Consider the following 16,444-nt stretch of genomic DNA (forward strand, 5'->3'; position numbering starts at 1 on the left):
ATCTTATTTTAGACAAGTAAAACTCTAATTGTATTCCCAAGTTGCGGCCACTCAACTGAATAAAACAACCAAGAGCATTCCTACTCACGATTTTAATATCTCAAATCAAATAAAGAAGTCCTTAGATGGAAAAAAATTACAGACTAATCAAAGACAAAAATGCCAGGGCATTCCTTGGATCTCAGGCATTCTCATTTATCGGCTCAGGTGCGATGCCTATTGCCCTATCGTTCGCACTCTTGGATCATGGATTTTCTGCACTCTCCGTGGGGGGAGTTCTGGCAGCCACCGATCTACCCTTCGTACTCTTGCTGCTAGTAGGCGGCGTGATCGCCGACCGCTTCTCGCGAAAGGCAGTTGCAATCTCATCTGAGGTGGTACGTGCTCTTTTGGCTCTGGTCTTGGCCTACATTGTCATATGGGTCACTTTCACCCCCTTAGAGCTTGCAATCGTTGGGGCAGGATGGGGAGTTGCACGAGCCTTCTACGCTCCAACATTGACAGGAATGACACCTGAGATCTTCACTCAAGATGCGCTAGTAGCTGCAAATAGCTTTCGAGAAGGGGCGAGAGCCATTGGCAACCTTGGCGGTCCAGCCCTCGCAGGCTTTGGCGTAGCCTATCTAGGAGCCGGAAAGACCATCTTGATAATCGCGGTTTGCTATGCGATCTCTGGCCTATGGCTCTCCAAGGTAAGCGGCACGATAGCTCCAGATGTCGTTGAGAGATCATTTCTAGAGGACCTAAAGACGGGATATCGAGAAGTTCGCTCACAGACTTGGTGCTGGCTAACGATCATTGTCTACTCATTCATGCACCTTTTAGTCTTTGGACCCCTGGTGGTTCTTGGTCCGCTAATTGCAAAGCGCCATCTTGGTGGAGCAGCGACATGGGGAGTCATCTTAGCTTTTGAGGGAGTAGGAGGAATCTTGGGCGCAGTCGCTGCATCTAGATTTAAATTGAAACGACCATTGTGGAGCGCGAGTATCATCGCCCTACTTGGATCGCCATCATTTTTTCTTCTGGCCCTGAGAGTCTCCCCCGTATTTATCGCACCTTCAGTGGCAATGTTAGGCTTTGGCTTTTCATTCGTAGGGATCAACTGGGAGACGACGATTCAAAGGTTCTTTCCACAAGAAGCCATGTCTAGAGTCTCAGCATATGACATCTTCGGCTCAGTTGCCCTATATCCCCTAGGACAGGTCCTTGGCGGGCTAGAGACTCATTTTATGAGCGCATCACTAGCAACTATTGCCTGTGGTATCGCGTTGATAGCGACTTCGTTGATCCTAATTGGATCGAAATCAGTATATCGACTCAAATCAACCTAGATCTGCCAACATTTGGCAGATCTAGCTGGCAACCTCGACATCAATAACCATGACTAAAAGACATTGCCATAAACAGCCAGAGAGCTATCACGAACTTACCACTCCTAATAAATACAAAGAGGATAAATACGAAGAGGGCACGATCCACCAGCCATCTCTCTCAGAGAACCTCTACACCCCTTCCAATGCCCGCTAATGCGTTTTAAGGGGTAGCTTTTTAGGCCAGCTTGAGCGGTGCATAAGAGAGAATTAGCTTCTTTGAGCCAACACTGCTAAAGCGAATTGTCACAGAGGCGTTGTCGCCGTTGCCATCAATTGCAGTTACCACTCCCTCTCCCCAACTGCCATGGACAACTGGAATTCCGGGCTTTAGTTGACTCACACTAAGACGAGGTCCGCTATCAACCTTTGTAGAGTTCGACGTAGTTCCATATCGCTTCAAGGTAGAACTACTGAGCCCCGAAGCGCTCTGGACGACAGAGTCCCCCAAGTAACGACTACGACGCTCCTCGTAACTCAATCGAACAGAGACGTCCTCAATCAGACTAGGGGGTATCTCATCTAGGAAGCGAGATGGAATTGTCAATGACGACTCACCATATTGGGACCGTTGGTTTGCGCGAGTGAGATATAAAATCTCTCTAGCACGGGTCACTCCAACGTAACATAGTCGCCGCTCTTCTTCGAGCTCTTTAGGCTCATAGAGGGATCTTGAATGAGGGAAGATACCATCTTCTAATGCAGTCAAAAAGACAACTGGGTACTCCAAACCTTTGGCCGTATGAACTGTCATCAAAGTTACTACATCGTCTCCTTGGATTTGATCGGCTTGAGCTACAAGCGCAGAAGCATCCAAGAAGGCCTCGAGCGTCTCATGCTCAGAGGCAACCGATACCAGCTCAGAAAGGTTATCAAGACGAGATAGATTGTCAACACTATCGTTGGCAGCAAGTTCGCTGCGATAACCCGATTCATCCAAGAAGGCCTCGATCAATTCACCCGGAGGCATTTCGTCTCTCACATGACCCCGCAATGCCTCCATGAGCACCAAAAAGTCAGCAATCCCAGATTTTGCACGTCCAGTTACACCTGCTGCCTCATATTTCGAAAGAGCATCGACTAGGGTCGTTCCCATCTCGGCTGCTAGGGTTGCAACCTTAGCAATGCTTTGATCACCGATGCCTCGCTTGGGTACATTTATAACTCGTCTCAGGGCGATCTCGTCGGTGGGATTCTGAATCAGCCTCAGATAGCTCATCGTATCTTTGATCTCTCGGCGATCATAAAAGCGCGTTCCGCCCACGACACGATAGGGGATTCCGCGACGAATAAAGGCCTCTTCTACGGAGCGAGAATTCGAGTTGATCCGATAAAAGACTGCGAAATCACTGTATCTTCGACCGCCCGTCTCCCTCTCTCGCAAAATACTAGAAGCTATAAAATTTGACTCCTCTGAATCGTCGTCACCCACAAAGAGACGGACCTTTTCGCCCGAGCCCTGGTCGGTCCAGAGATTCTTAGCTTCTCGATATTGGTTGTTAGAGATGATCGAGTTAGCTACATCCAAGATCGTCTGAGTGCTTCGATAATTCTGCTCTAATTTGATTACAGCGACGTCCTCAAAGGCCTTTTCAAATTCCAAGATATTGCGCATATCTGCACCGCGAAAGCCATAGACGCTTTGGTCTGAATCTCCCACCACAAAGACGTTTCGACTTCGCTCTCCCAGTTGCATAACAAGAGCATTCTGTGCCACGTTGGTATCTTGATATTCATCTACCAAAAGATGAAAAAAGCGCCTCTGGTACTGCTCCAAGATGGCAGGGTATCGCTCAAAGAGTTCGTGAGTATTATAGATCAAATCATCAAAGTCCATGGCATTTGCCCCAAGCAACCGCTCTTGATATTGGGCGTAGACCTCAGCGACCTTACGTTCCATGATGTGAGTCGCCTTAGCCATCAACTCCTTTGGACCCAAGAGCTCACTCTTGGCATTTGAGATGCGACTTGCACTTTGGCGAGTTGGAAAGCGCTTAGTGTCAAGTCCCATTGAGGAAGAGATCAAAGAGATAAGCTTCTCGGCGTCGCCTTGGTCATAGATAACAAAGTTCTTCCGATACCCCAATGCCTCGGGGTGATTTCGCAATATCCGAACACATGCCGAGTGAAAGGTTGAGACCCACATCGACTTGGCAATAGGTCCCACCAGTTCGTTGACTCGCTCTTTCATCTCCGCTGCGGCCTTATTGGTAAAGGTAATAGCCAGGATGGATCCTGGATGGACCTCTTTCGCCTCGATCAGATAGGCAATACGCCTCGTCAAGACTCGAGTCTTTCCTGATCCTGCTCCCGCTATCACCAGTAAAGGACCACCATCATGGGAGACGGCGGCGGCCTGTGCTGGATTTAAGCCAGCTAGCAAAGGGTTATTGGAGTTTGTAATGGTCAAAAAACTATCCTAATCAAAGTCTAACAGGCTTAATAAAACCAAAACTATTCCCATTCGATGGTTGCCGGTGGCTTAGAAGTAATGTCATATACGACTCTATTTACCCCCTGGACCTCAGCCACAATGCGAGACGAGATGCGCTCAAGCAACTCATAAGGTAGCCGAGCCCAATCCGCAGTCATAGCATCGCTTGATTCAACTGCTCGCAAGATTATCGGATAGGCGTAGGATCGCTCGTCACCCATAACGCCTACCGATCTAATATCTGCTAGAACTGCAAAGCTTTGCCAAAGCGCCTTCTTGTCCAAATCAGCCCTTAGTACTTCCTCGCCTACGATACGGTCAGCAGCGCGTACGATCTCTACTCGCTCTCGCGTTACCTCGCCTACGATTCGAACGGCTAGACCTGGACCAGGAAATGGCTGACGCCAAACTATAGCCTCTGGGAGGCCGAGCTCTTCACCGATAGCTCGAACCTCGTCTTTGAATAGTTCCCGCAGTGGCTCGACTAATTCAAAGTCCATATCCTCAGGAAGGCCGCCTACGTTGTGGTGGGACTTGATTCGCGCTGCAGACTTGGTTCCTGACTCAATTACATCTGGATAAAGGGTTCCCTGAACTAAAAACTTGGCTCCAGATATATCCTTAGCAGCCGCTTCAAAAGTTCGAATAAAATCCTCACCAATTATCTTTCTCTTGGCCTCGGGATCCGTCACTCCTTCTAGGTGACTAAAAAATTTATCGCTGGCATCGATTGAGAGTAGATCGATCTCAAACTGCTCCCGAAAGGTCGCCTCTACCGTCTTGGATTCACCATGGCGCATCAATCCCGTATCCACATAGACGCAATGCAGCTGATCCCCGATTGCCCGGTGCACAAGCGCCGCTGCAACAGATGAGTCAACCCCACCCGAAAGTGCACATATAACATGGCTATTCCCCACTTGGCTTCGAATTCGATTGATCGAATCCTCGATAATCGAATAGTTCGTCCAAGATGGCTCCGCCCCTACGATCTTATGAAGGAAATTATCGAAGACCCTATAGCCATATTCACTATGTTCCACTTCTGGGTGGAACTGAAGTGCATATATCTTGGCAGCTGGATCAGCAAATGCGGCACAGGGCGCTTCAGGCGTAGATGCCAAAAGCTGAAAGTTCGGCGGCAGTTCTGTAACAGCATCGAAGTGGCTCATCCATACAACCGACTTCTCCGGCACGTCCTCCAGAAGAAGTTGCCGATTGATAACCTCTAGATTCACCTTGCCATACTCACCAGAGGCTCTTTTGGAGACAACTCCGCCCAAGTCATGCGAGATCAACTGAGCACCATAGCAAATTCCAAGGATCGGGATCCCCAAGCTATAGATTCTTTGATCTATTCGGGGGGCTCCCTCAACATTTACGCTCTTTGGACCACCCGATAGGATTATTGCACGTGGTGCAATAGCTTCAATCTGTTCGGAGGTGATAGAGCTAGGTACTATCTCGGAAAAGACGTGGTGTTCTCTAACTCTTCGAGCTATCAACTGGGCATACTGAGCCCCGAAATCCAATACAAGGACTTTGGACGATCGTAGAGTGTGCATTTGAACCTCGGCATTAGAAAGCGACTACGGTCCCGAACAAATTGAGTTCTGGTCTATTCAAGACTAGCGCTCGCCGATCTAAACAAGGATCGAAGAGCCATCCCCAAAAGCGCCAAAAACCACTTTAGGGCTAACGCAAAGCCGCAATCTCCAAAGGTGCAAAAGTTGACCAAAGAAGTCAACTCTGCCCCGGAACCAATAGATCATCACAACTTCATCCATGAGATACGTAATCCGACAAAAATATAAATCACCTGCATCTCGTAGATGAGACGCAGGTGATTTATAAAATCTATCGAGCTTATTGAAAGACCATCGCGGAGTCGCTTGAGCAACTACGCAAAAACCAAACCAATCCCCGAAGTCCTTTTAAAATACACCCATAAGGATCCAAAGAATACCGTCGGCCTGGTAGATCTCACTTATTTTGAAAAGCGGTCAATCATAGACTAGACCTTTTGATTCCAGCTGATCCAGCTACTAGTGGCCCATACCAACTCGTTGAGCTTGCTGAAGTGCCTTACCCTCAGTTTGAAGAGCAGGTGCAACCATAACCTCAGCCTTTTGGAACTCTTTGATTGTCTCGTATCCACACGTTGCCATCGATGTCTTTAGCGCACCAAAAAGGTTCAAACGTCCGTCGTTCTCACGAGCAGGACCAACAAGGATCTCCTTTAGAGAACCACGCTGAGAGACTGAGACTCTGGCACCTCGAGGTAAGGTTGGGTGGAATGTAGCCATTCCCCAGTGATAGCCCTTACCAGGGGCCTCATAGGCTGAAGCTAACGGCGAGCCGATCATAACTGCATCGGCACCACAGGCGATTGCTTTGGCGATGTCCCCGCCCTTACTCATTCCACCGTCAGCAATGACGTGGACGTAAACTCCGGTTTCATCCAAATGGCGCATCCGAGCGCCAGCGGCGTCAGCAATAGCGGTAGCTTGAGGCACGCCCAATCCGAGTACTCCTCGTGTGGTACATGCATTACCAGGACCGACGCCCACCAAAACTCCGACGGCTCCAGTTCGCATCAGGTGAAGTGCTGCTTGATACGAAGCGCATCCTCCAACGATAATTGGAACATCAAACTCACGAATGAACTTCTTCAGGTTGAGGGGTTCGTGATTTTTAGAGACGTGCTCCGCAGAGACGACAGTTCCTTGGATTACCAAAAGATCTAGCTCTCCAGCTAAAGCGGCCGGCGCAAGTTCAGGGGTACGTTGAGGAGTTAGCGATGCAGCCGCGGTAAGACCCGCAGCTTTAATCTGCCTAATTCGCTCAGTCACCAAAGTAGCCTTGATTGGTTCAGAGTAGATCTCTTGCATTCGCTCTGTAGCTTTTTCACTCGGAAGTGAAGCAATCTCGGCCAGGAATGGCTCTGGATCCTCATATCGAGTCCACAACCCCTCGAGGTTCAGAACTCCCAGTCCGCCTAAGCGACCAATCTCAATAGCTGTCGCTGGAGAAATTACTCCATCCATCGCAGATCCAAGAAGTGGGAGGTCAAATCGAAATGCATCGATCTCCCAAGTAATATCGACATCCTCTGGGTCACGAGTACGTCGCGAAGGTACGATTGCGATGTCGTCGAAGCCGTACGCACGGCGTCCGGACTTTCCCCTACCGATTTCGACTTCTGCCATCAAAAACCCTCCTTGGAGAAGTTAATGAGGCCATTTTCACAAAAGAAGCGTTCCATATGATCAGTATAACCACTTGACAACAAATTGCATTTGTGTTATACGCCACACCTAGGCGATTCTAGAAAATGACCTCAAAAATAGAATTTAGAGTCAAAGTCCTATGATCTTGAGGACTCCACGAGCCACAGCCTGGCTCATCTCATAGATAGCCGCATCACGGGCCTTGTCCACCTTGTCCATAATTCCTTCATCTCCTTCAGTCTCGCTCAAGGCGTCCAGAGTCGAGGTTACGGTCCTCTTGGCGGTTTCGGTTACTTCAAAACCGAGTGAGGTCAGCCTCTTAAAGATCTCGGAGCTAGAGACTGGTTCGGGTGCCGATCGAGCAATGAGCTCGATAGCAGCCTTTGCTAATTCACTGGTAACTTCAGTAGCACTACCCATAGCACCAGAAAGATCCGACGATCGTTTACTCATCTGATCAGCGCTATGTATCCATAGCTTCATCTTAGAGACGAGCTCTTCTAAAGTTTCAGCCTCAAACGTTACAGACGCCATTGGTCCATCTTCCCTTCGTACGTTGATCTCTTGGCGCGCCTCACTTCTGACGCAAACCCAGATATATTCTCTTTAGCGCTTGAACCGTAATGTATGCTGTGGCACCCCATACAAGATCATCATCGATGGCAAAAAAGTGCATCTCTCGTTCTTCATGACCACGTATCCAAACTTCCCGATGGTAGATCGCGCTCGAGAGGAGTTCTGCGATTGGAACTTCGATAACAGCTGCCACTTCATCTTCACTAGGGTAATAGATGGGGGATGAGACACTTGACATGGCCAAGTATGCCGACATTGAGATACCACTCGTTGACGTTGCCAACTCAGTAATCTTCCCCAGAATATCCAATGTGGATGGTTCGATTCCAATTTCCTCATAAGTCTCACGGATTGCGGCATCCATCGGAGTCTCGCCATGCTCGACCTTGCCACCGGGAAAGGCGATCTCTCCACTATGACTCTTTAGATGAAGGCTCCGCCTGGTAAAAACCATGGAAGGCGAGAAAGCGGATCCTGTCAATACCGCCAAGACGCCGGCAGGTCGTTTCATATCTCCGTCGGGCAGACTTGGTGCGGGTTTTGGTGCGAGATCTCGAGAGGCTTCACCCATGGAAAAAGCTCTAGCCAAGTCAAATCGATTCAAAGGTAAGGATTCTGCCAATTCATCCATCCAAACCGGCCGCTTCATCCGCCGAGTTAGCGGAGGTCTCGGAACTAATTGCCGATATCGACTGTCGAGTTCAATAATTTCACCCATCATTTACACATCACTATCCTGCCCCATAAGGTTCAATCAAACGATCAGGACCCCAGGGTCAGGCAAGATCATTTGGCTCTCCATCCGATAACACATTATTCCACAACACATTTTCTGACGTTCTGTTTCGTCAATGTAGACTTTGAGCCTTATACCTATCTCACAATAGCCATAAATACTTCAATTTGTGGACCTTTACTATTAGAAAAACTAATGGTTACCAAACAAAGGCCGACGTTCATTCCAGACATAGAGGACGGTCATCCTTTTAGAGTTCCCTCGTGATCACGATCTACATAAATAAAGCAGAACCCTATTAAATAAGATTTGGGCCAAGCGATTACTCACTTGGCCCAAATCTCAAACAATTTGAAGATTTTATCCCTTATAGAGATTGATAACCTTCAAAACTACATCATGCCGCCCATGCCGCCCATGCCGCCCATGCCGCCGGCGCCGCCGCCTGGCATAGCCGAATCGTTCTCAGATGGCCTCTCGGCGATCAAAGCTTCGGTCGTCAAAAGCAGTGCAGCGATTGAGGCTGCATTTTGAAGTGCAGATCGAGTGACCTTAGCTGGATCGATTACTCCCGCTTTTACGAGATCCTCATAAACTCCGGTTCGGGCATTGTAACCAATTGAACCCTCTTCGCGAGCAACTCCTTGGACTACAACAGCGCCTTCAACACCGGCATTATTTGCGATCCATCGAAGTGGCTCATCTAACGCCTTAGCAACAAGAATCGCTCCGGTTGCCTCATCGCCAGAGAGTGTAGCAGCTAGGTTTTCAACATCGATACGGCTACGAATCAATGCTGTGCCACCACCGGCAACAATACCTTCTTCGATTGCAGCTCGTGTAGCAGAGAGGGCATCTTCAATACGGTGCTTCTTCTCTTTGAGCTCAACCTCAGTGGCTGCTCCAACCTTGATTACAGCAACGCCACCAGCAAGCTTTGCCAGACGCTCCTGTAGCTTCTCGCGATCCCAATCCGAATCGGTAGCATCGATCTCTCGACGAATTTGAGCAACACGGCCCTCTACGTCATCCTTAGATCCATGTCCACCAATGATCTTGGTATCATCCTTGGTAACTTCGATACGTCGAGCCGTACCAAGTAAGTCAAGGGTGGCATTCTCGAGCTTGAGGCCAACCTCTTCTGCGATAACTTGGCCACCGGTAAGAACTGCCATGTCTTGTAGCATCGCCTTGCGACGCTCGCCAAAGCCGGGGGCCTTGACTGCTACCGAGGAGAAGGTTCCGCGGATCTTATTTACAACCAAAGTCGCTAGTGCTTCGCCGTCGACGTCCTCGGCAACTATTACTAGTTGCTTACCCGTCTTCATAACCTTCTCTAAGAGAGGCAAGATCTCGCTGACCGAACTAATCTTGGAGCCATAAAAGAGGATATAAGGATCCTCTACTATTGCCTCTTGACGATCCTGATTGGTAACAAAGTAAGGGGATAGATATCCCTTGTCAAATTGCATACCCTCAGTGAATTCAAGTTCAATACCAAAGGTATTGGACTCTTCAACCGAGACAGTTCCGTCTTTACCAACACGGTCGATGGCTTCCGCCAAAACATCGCCAATCGAGGTATCGGCCGCAGAAATTGATGCAATTTGAGCGAAGTCGGACTTCCCGTCAACAGGCTTAGCCTGCTTTTGGATCGACTCCACTGCTACTGCTACTGCCTTTTCGATGCCCTTCTTGAGCACCATTGGATTAGCACCAGCTGCTACGTTTCGCAATCCCTCACGAATAAGGGCTTGTGCTAAAACAGTTGCTGTTGTCGTGCCGTCTCCGGCTACGTCATTTGTCTTTGTCGCGACTTCTTTTACAAGCTGAGCACCCATATTCTCATATGGATCCTCTAGCTCGATCTCGCGGGCGATTGAAACGCCGTCGTTTGTGATTGTCGGAGCACCGAACTTCTTGGAAAGTACTACGTTTCGACCCTTTGGTCCCAACGTTACCTTCACAGTGTCGGCGAGTTTATTAACTCCGGCCTCAAGCGAACGACGTGCATTTTCGTCAAACTTGAGCATCTTTGACATCTACTTGGTCACCTTTGCTAGAACATCTCGCGAAGAGAGGATCAAAAGTTCTTCACCATCAACTGTGATTTCAGTGCCACCATACTTCGAGTAGACAACTGTGTCACCCACGACGATATCAAGAACGATAACTTCGCCGGTTGCATCTGCACGACGGCCTGGGCCAACTGCCAAGACCTCGCCCTGCTGTGGCTTTTCTTTCGCTGTATCCGGAATAACAAGCCCAGAAGCGGTCCGTTCTTCGGACTGCGCTGGCCTTACTACAATACGATCATCGAGTGGATTTAGCTTCATTTTCTCCCAAAGCCTCCTTGTGTGATTGACTTCACTTTTAATATAGTCTCGATTTTAGCACTCTCTACCTATGAGTGCTAAAACGATTTGTCACAAGGTTCTAGTTTCATCCAACAGATTGACCTCTCACCGTTAAAGGAGTTGGGTCAAAAGCTAAAGACGCAGAGAGGCCTCAACATCCAAACCGTAGTCGTCCGCGCCGAAGGTCTCGAGACGAAAACGACCCGCTTGGGCAATCATCGCTCCATTATCGGTGCAATTTACCTTGGCCGGAAGGACAACCTCTAACCCCGCAACACTTCCTGCAGCCAACAACCGCTCCCGTAGCAAACTATTGGCGCCAACACCGCCTGAAAGGCCAATTGAGACGCAGTTGGTTGATATCGCAGCATCCATAGTCTTTGCAACCAGCGTCTCGACGATGGAGGCCTGAAAGCTAGCGGCGACATCTTCTACTGAAACTCCTGGATTAGACCGAAGGTAGTTGACGACAGCCGTCTTGGGGCCCGAAAAGGAAAAGTCAAAGCGTCGATCCACCTTAGCGATAGGAAATCGAATGGCGCTTGGATCTCCATTGGTCGCCACCTTCTCGATCTCAGGACCCCCGGGAAATCCAAGGCCCATAAAGCGTGCAACCTTGTCAAATGCCTCACCGGCAGCATCATCAAGAGTCTCACCCAATATCTCATAACTGCCCAAGCTATTCACGCGCACAATCATCGTATGGCCACCTGATACCACGAGCACAGCCATTGGAAAATGCATTAGGCGCCCCTCAAGGCTAAGGGCAAAGATGTGGCCTTCTAGGTGGTTTACCCCAATCAGCGGAATACGCCATCCCAAGGAAAGGGCCTTTGCTACTGCAACTCCAACCATCAAAGAACCAGCCAACCCAGGACCCTTGGTTACTGCTATGGCATCAAGGCCGCAACTTTGAGCATTTAGACCAGCTTCTTTTAAAACTCGCTCTAGGACCTCTATTATCACGGCTTCATGTGCTCGAGAGGCCAACTCTGGGACCACCCCGCCAAAGTTAGAATGAATATCGATCTGAGATGCAATTACAGACGATAAAACGATGCCACCACTGTCGACGACTCCTAATGCAGTGTCATCGCAGGAGGTCTCAATACCAAGTATTAAATTCTTCACAATGCTCCTAAACAATAGATCACATCCACCCAGTTAGACCTCGCCATTTGGGTGCGATCTTATCGCGATAATTCTCTAATGACCCATCGAAACCTACCCACAATTGGGCTCGGTCGGCTAGTAAGGTTCGCAAAAAGCAATCGCGAAGGTTTGGAGATTGCCGAAGTACCTATCTGAGAGTCAGCCAGGCGCCCAAGCATCCTTGCGTATAATCGAGCTTGCGTATAATCGGGAAAAATCGAGCTCACAATCAGTATCATCATGAGTGGCCAAACAAAACCGAAAGCCCTGACAAAAACCGAGCCCTGTCGGTATGCCTATTACCCATAGCGGACTCTACAAAACAAGATCCCACACAGCTATCGCCCCATATATCGTCCCCAATATCGTCCATCGCAGATCAGGCAGATCCATCAGACCTCTTGTAAAAACATAGGTAGAAAAAGTGAGCGAGCGAGCCCTAGAGATAACGCCGAAAGGGTTCGCCTTGCCATTAAAACTATAAGGTAAAGGCGAAACTCTCCCAATGGGATTGCTTTGGATTGAACCTATATTATCTCCTTCTCATTATGTGTTACATCCCAAATATGATGGACAACATCATGCAGGAGGTAACGAATTATCGACTCGACAGTAAATAAACTTCCATTCGAGCGAAGCCCTTCGCGCTCCCAGTCAGATACCTCTAGTGTTTCAATACGACGAGCTAATTTATTTGCACTCACACCAAGGTCAAAAACAACAGCATCCGGATCTGAATCACCATAGCGCCCGTCAATGGCAGCCTTATCCTGGTCCCAATTTGCAAAAGTTGGCTTAGTTTGCGACAGCATAAGTTCCAGTCGCTCATTGAAGATCTCATAGACGTCACGGACATGACATCCATATTCAAGGGTCGACCAACGATGCGGACTCTCTCGAATCCCAACTTGGGGTTTAGATAACTCCTTGGACCATTGCGCAGCATTAGAGGCAATAGCACCAGAAAAGCCAGAGCGATTATAACTCTTTGGATCAAAACCGCACTCGCTGCACGGCCTCTCAAGGACCCAGGTCCAATCTTTTGTATCAGCGGGAATCATCGTCATAGAATCAAACTAGTCGAAGGCCAGATCACAAAAATCTCTACCTTGAATTTAGAGCTTTTCTTTACCTTTTAGCAAAGCGAAACTGGCATTGCAAGCTGGGAGTTCAGAAATCTATCTGACCAAAAACGGCTCTCCTAAATCTGTGTGTTAGTAACTTCAAATTTAGAGGTCACAAACCGTGCACGTTTCATTCAATGCTTTTAAAGACCCAAAAGTTCTTATCGTACAGGCGTTACTTACCGGTTATGGGGTCTTGGTGACCCACATGAGGGTTATGAGAGCCCCAAAAACCTACACAAAGGCAAACCCTTTACAAATTATCAACGAGTGTTCATATTCGTCTTGCAATCTAAATACCAAAGGCTTTAAACGACTCGAACTTCTTGGAGACTCCAGAGCCTGCCAATAAAGTTATCACTTTTGTAAGATCTAAGCTACCTCCATTCTCCTCCGTAGTTCTAATTGTTACCTCGCAGAAGCAACTACTTCTAAGATCATGGAGCATCCATCAAAGCCGGAGACACCGGTAAAGGTTGACACATAATTACTAAATGATGTGATCTAGATTCGGCAAGGGAAACTCTGAGTTAGCGATACTCTACTTGTGAACCTAACAGCTTGAAACTCCTCCGCAGGAGGTCGGTCGAAGTGCGATAACGCCAAGATTAGTAACTTACCGGCTGACAATCAATGGTTTTGGCCCGGCCGAGCACAAATGCAAAATTATCGAGGAATCAATTCCATCTCCTTGTGATCGCTTCGGGCAAGTTGTCGGGTGCTTGATGCTTTTAGCTTGCTCGATCTGTTTGACATAATCCTGCAGCGGGATACCCTAGCTTAGTTTCAGTGTAAAAACGTGACCACCGGCACTAACCTAGACGTAACATCAACTTAGCAAAACCGCTGGCTCCACAATGGTATTGTTACTTGAACCAACGGAAATGGCGTCTTCGAGCGCTCAAATTGCGCTTTGAGGCAAGCTGCACCAAGCGATCTCGATATTCGGGCGTATCGACCTCATATACCCACATGATGATCGCATCTTCATTATTTTCCTGGTAATACCCTTTTCTGACCCCAACTGGCATAAAGCCAAAACTGGCATACATACGTTGAGCAGCCAAGTTGGTCACGCGGACTTCAAGCGTTAGGTTCTTAGCACCATAATCAAGGGCTTCTAAAACCAACGAATACATCAACGCCGAGCCGATATGATGGCGATGAAAGTCTGGGTGAACGGCGATATTGGTAATATGTGCATCTTCTAAAACGTACATTACCCCCGAATAACCCACCACAGCGCCGCCCAGAACCGCAACTGAGTAAGAACGCTCTTTATGGTGTGCTAATTCAGATAAAAAAACCCCTACACTCCACGGCTTTGGGTAGACAAGCTTCTCGATCTCATGAATAGCCGAGAGGTCCTTTTTGCGCATTGGATTAATGCTGAGTTCGCCGGGCCCAACTGTAGGATCTTCGCTTTTTATCCTCAGAACCATTTTCTGACCGCACCTGACTTTGGATGACCTTAGACAATTCAATTCTATTATTGTAAGACTATTCCATCGACGGAAATTCAATTACACCTAGGTCCTCTTTGGGCCATAATGTGGCGTTTATGGCCGCGATTGTTGACAATTAGGTTTCGGAACAAGTTGGTCATCTGCCCGGGCCCAAGGGTGAGTACATACTTTCATACAGAAGAAGAAAGCTCTGGTATAATCCAAACGAAGAGGGACCGCCTTATCCAAAACCATCCACACCACCAGCTGCGCTTTTGTCTAGAAACGATATCACAATCCAAGTCGCCGCCATCGCCTATAAACTCTTCAAAGATCACCTAAGTCAATAGCTATCCCCAATCTGATCAGATTGGCAGATCAGATTGCGATCTGGCCTAGTCGACCCAGGCACTAATTGATCCAGTCAAAGGAGATGAAAATCTATTTCAATAGTCAACCATGAAGCCAACGTAAGGGCCACTAGCCCATTTTAGATGTGCAAAACTATTAGTAACTAATTTTGCTCTTGATTGATTGCCTAGCCCTACTTTCGGCAACCACCCCATGAAAGCCCAGGTCATGAGCATATTGGTGTCTGGATTTGGGCACTACAGTTGAGCAATCACCTTCTTGGTTCGAGCTAGGGTATCTACTACTCCAAGAATAGAGTAGATCTCTTTTTGGGTAGAGTTTGGAGTAGAGGAGATACGAAGGTTATGTAGACGTTTGTTATCATCTAACATCGTTACGTTCAAGCGGCTATGGGTAGACACTTGAGCAAGAATGCTGTGAACACTTCTTTTGTCACCGGCTTGAGATAAGCTAAGTGCAATTGCTCCATAGAGGTGATAAGCAACTACTGAGATAAATAGATGAGCAGCGGTACGACTAGCTAGTTGGTGATAGATCGGTCTCATCCCTAGACTGCTCTTTAGGGCTTTGAATGCATCCTCTACCTTTGTTAGGGTCATATATAGAGCTCACACTCTGACTTGCTCCTTGAAATCAAGCAAAGAGTATGGGAATGTCGTCGTGTTGAGATAGTCGACTAATTCCTTTGTGACTGGTTCAATCTTGGGAATGAAGCGATTGTGGGTTACAGCAGAGCGCCCTTGCTTCCAAACGTGTTCCTGGGGATTGAGTTGCGGAGAATACGGAGGGAAATGGACTGCTTCGATGTGATGCTCCCTAATTGCCTCTTGAGCGACGCTCCCTCTGTGCCATCCTGCCCCATCCCATATAAGCAGAATCTTCTCTCTTGGGTAGATCTTGCGGATCGCCAGCAGTATGGCCGCTGTTTCATGCATAGTCTGGCGCTCTGTTGCAAATGCATGCTCCTTGCCTGTCTTGAGGTTCAAAAACCCATAGATGCTCCGGTTCTTTCTGGTTCCATTGGTCTCAATTACAGCTGGTGTGGTTCCTTTCGGTATCCACACTTTCTGAGTAGTTGTCGCCTGAGTGAGAACCATCTCGTCTTCACAGAGAATCACCGTATCTGGATCAGAGAATGCCTCTTTCAGACGTTCTTGCTGCTCGTCTTTCCATTCAGCTACCGCTTGTGGATCAGCCTTCTCGTACTGTTTGCCCGGCAGATGGAAGCTGAACTTACTTTCCCGAAACAGAACGTAATAGCTAGTCCTAGAGGCATAGAGAACACCGTATCTGCGCTTGAGTACTGTAGCCAGGATCCGTGTTGACCAAAACGGGGAACTGCTATAGCCGTGGTCATTGGGAGTTGTAGTCGTGAGCATGATTGCCACTTCATCTCTTTGAGACTTTGAGAGAAGTACCGGAGCGTTGTTATGGCGCTTGTCCTTGAATGCCTCAGTGCCAACGCCGCGGAATGACCGTCGAATTCGCTGTACATGCTTGACAGAGAGGCCTGTCCTGTTGAGGGGACTCCCATCTTCAAGGGTGAGAACTGCCAGCGCCCGCTTATATTCGTCGATGTTTTCAGTCTTCGCCATGAATGCTTCAATAGTGGCGAGTTCCTCGGGTGTAAGCATGTCATGAGAAGATT

Annotated in this window: 13 protein-coding genes; 1 reads left to right on the forward strand and 12 read right to left on the reverse strand. The window is 48.2% G+C overall.

Translation table 11 applies throughout. The features are described from left to right. Window positions 1–125 precede the first annotated feature (125 nt). Window positions 126–1,331 carry an MFS transporter gene (locus ACIDITHRIX25_RS79060; protein ID WP_201733300.1) on the forward strand — a complete coding sequence of 402 codons (1,206 nt, stop codon included), beginning with the start codon at window positions 126–128 and terminating at the stop codon, window positions 1,329–1,331. A 217-nt stretch (window positions 1,332–1,548) separates the two neighbouring features. Here ACIDITHRIX25_RS79060 and ACIDITHRIX25_RS79065 read toward each other — a convergent pair whose 3' ends face one another. The 12 genes from ACIDITHRIX25_RS79065 to ACIDITHRIX25_RS79120 all read right to left on the reverse strand — a co-directional run bounded on the left by ACIDITHRIX25_RS79065 (window position 1,549) and on the right by ACIDITHRIX25_RS79120 (window position 16,430). Further along, window positions 1,549–3,780, reverse strand: coding sequence for an ATP-dependent helicase (locus tag ACIDITHRIX25_RS79065; protein WP_249685746.1), 2,232 nt, complete (start codon window positions 3,778–3,780; stop codon window positions 1,549–1,551). Window positions 3,781–3,824: 44 nt separating this feature from the next. Next, a complete protein-coding gene (guaA, locus tag ACIDITHRIX25_RS79070; RefSeq protein ID WP_201733301.1) occupies window positions 3,825–5,369 on the reverse strand; it encodes a glutamine-hydrolyzing GMP synthase in 1,545 nt (514 codons plus the stop codon). Window positions 5,370–5,849: 480 nt separating this feature from the next. Further along, window positions 5,850–7,013, reverse strand: coding sequence for a GuaB3 family IMP dehydrogenase-related protein (locus ACIDITHRIX25_RS79075; RefSeq protein ID WP_052606582.1), 1,164 nt, complete (start codon window positions 7,011–7,013; stop codon window positions 5,850–5,852). A gap of 150 nt (window positions 7,014–7,163) precedes the next feature. Then, the gene (locus ACIDITHRIX25_RS79080) at window positions 7,164–7,568 is read right to left on the reverse strand and encodes a hypothetical protein (RefSeq protein ID WP_052606583.1); all 405 of its coding nucleotides are present in this window, start codon (window positions 7,566–7,568) and stop codon (window positions 7,164–7,166) included. Between the two features lie 40 nt (window positions 7,569–7,608). Continuing rightward, a complete protein-coding gene (locus ACIDITHRIX25_RS79085) occupies window positions 7,609–8,331 on the reverse strand; it encodes an NUDIX hydrolase (RefSeq protein ID WP_201733302.1) in 723 nt (240 codons plus the stop codon). Between the two features lie 407 nt (window positions 8,332–8,738). Then, complete coding sequence (gene groL, locus ACIDITHRIX25_RS79090) at window positions 8,739–10,388, reverse strand: chaperonin GroEL (RefSeq protein WP_052606585.1); 1,650 nt, start codon at window positions 10,386–10,388, stop codon at window positions 8,739–8,741. Further along, entirely contained in the window at window positions 10,389–10,682 is a 294-nt protein-coding gene (gene groES / locus ACIDITHRIX25_RS79095; protein WP_052606586.1) for a co-chaperone GroES, read from the reverse strand. It lies immediately after the preceding gene. A 153-nt stretch (window positions 10,683–10,835) separates the two neighbouring features. Further along, window positions 10,836–11,837 carry a tRNA (adenosine(37)-N6)-threonylcarbamoyltransferase complex transferase subunit TsaD gene (tsaD, locus tag ACIDITHRIX25_RS79100; RefSeq protein WP_082058775.1) on the reverse strand — a complete coding sequence of 334 codons (1,002 nt, stop codon included), beginning with the start codon at window positions 11,835–11,837 and terminating at the stop codon, window positions 10,836–10,838. Window positions 11,838–12,382: 545 nt separating this feature from the next. Beyond that, window positions 12,383–12,922: a DinB family protein gene (locus ACIDITHRIX25_RS79105; protein ID WP_052606590.1), complete on the reverse strand. Its 540-nt coding sequence runs from the start codon at window positions 12,920–12,922 to the stop codon at window positions 12,383–12,385. Window positions 12,923–13,845: 923 nt separating this feature from the next. After that, window positions 13,846–14,421, reverse strand: coding sequence for a ribosomal protein S18-alanine N-acetyltransferase (rimI, locus tag ACIDITHRIX25_RS79110; protein WP_201733303.1), 576 nt, complete (start codon window positions 14,419–14,421; stop codon window positions 13,846–13,848). A gap of 611 nt (window positions 14,422–15,032) precedes the next feature. Further along, entirely contained in the window at window positions 15,033–15,395 is a 363-nt protein-coding gene (locus ACIDITHRIX25_RS79115) for a hypothetical protein (protein WP_201733304.1), read from the reverse strand. Between the two features lie 9 nt (window positions 15,396–15,404). Further along, window positions 15,405–16,430, reverse strand: a complete 1,026-nt coding sequence (locus ACIDITHRIX25_RS79120) for an IS630 family transposase (RefSeq protein ID WP_201732410.1) — start codon at window positions 16,428–16,430, stop codon at window positions 15,405–15,407. Window positions 16,431–16,444 lie beyond the last annotated feature (14 nt).

It is taken from the genome of Acidithrix sp. C25 (genome assembly GCF_904848545.2).

Coding starts and splice junctions, on each gene's coding strand:
- groL (WP_052606585.1), bottom strand. CDS start 10,388: ATGTCAAAGATGCTCAAGTTTGACGAAAATGCACGTCGTTCGCTTGAG.
- ACIDITHRIX25_RS79120 (WP_201732410.1), bottom strand. CDS start 16,430: ATGCTTACACCCGAGGAACTCGCCACTATTGAAGCATTCATGGCGAAG.
- groES (WP_052606586.1), bottom strand. CDS start 10,682: ATGAAGCTAAATCCACTCGATGATCGTATTGTAGTAAGGCCAGCGCAG.
- ACIDITHRIX25_RS79075 (WP_052606582.1), bottom strand. CDS start 7,013: ATGGCAGAAGTCGAAATCGGTAGGGGAAAGTCCGGACGCCGTGCGTAC.
- ACIDITHRIX25_RS79085 (WP_201733302.1), bottom strand. CDS start 8,331: ATGATGGGTGAAATTATTGAACTCGACAGTCGATATCGGCAATTAGTT.
- rimI (WP_201733303.1), bottom strand. CDS start 14,421: ATGGTTCTGAGGATAAAAAGCGAAGATCCTACAGTTGGGCCCGGCGAA.
- ACIDITHRIX25_RS79060 (WP_201733300.1), top strand. CDS start 126: ATGGAAAAAAATTACAGACTAATCAAAGACAAAAATGCCAGGGCATTC.
- ACIDITHRIX25_RS79115 (WP_201733304.1), bottom strand. CDS start 15,395: ATGACCCTAACAAAGGTAGAGGATGCATTCAAAGCCCTAAAGAGCAGT.
- guaA (WP_201733301.1), bottom strand. CDS start 5,369: ATGCACACTCTACGATCGTCCAAAGTCCTTGTATTGGATTTCGGGGCT.
- ACIDITHRIX25_RS79080 (WP_052606583.1), bottom strand. CDS start 7,568: ATGGCGTCTGTAACGTTTGAGGCTGAAACTTTAGAAGAGCTCGTCTCT.
- ACIDITHRIX25_RS79105 (WP_052606590.1), bottom strand. CDS start 12,922: ATGACGATGATTCCCGCTGATACAAAAGATTGGACCTGGGTCCTTGAG.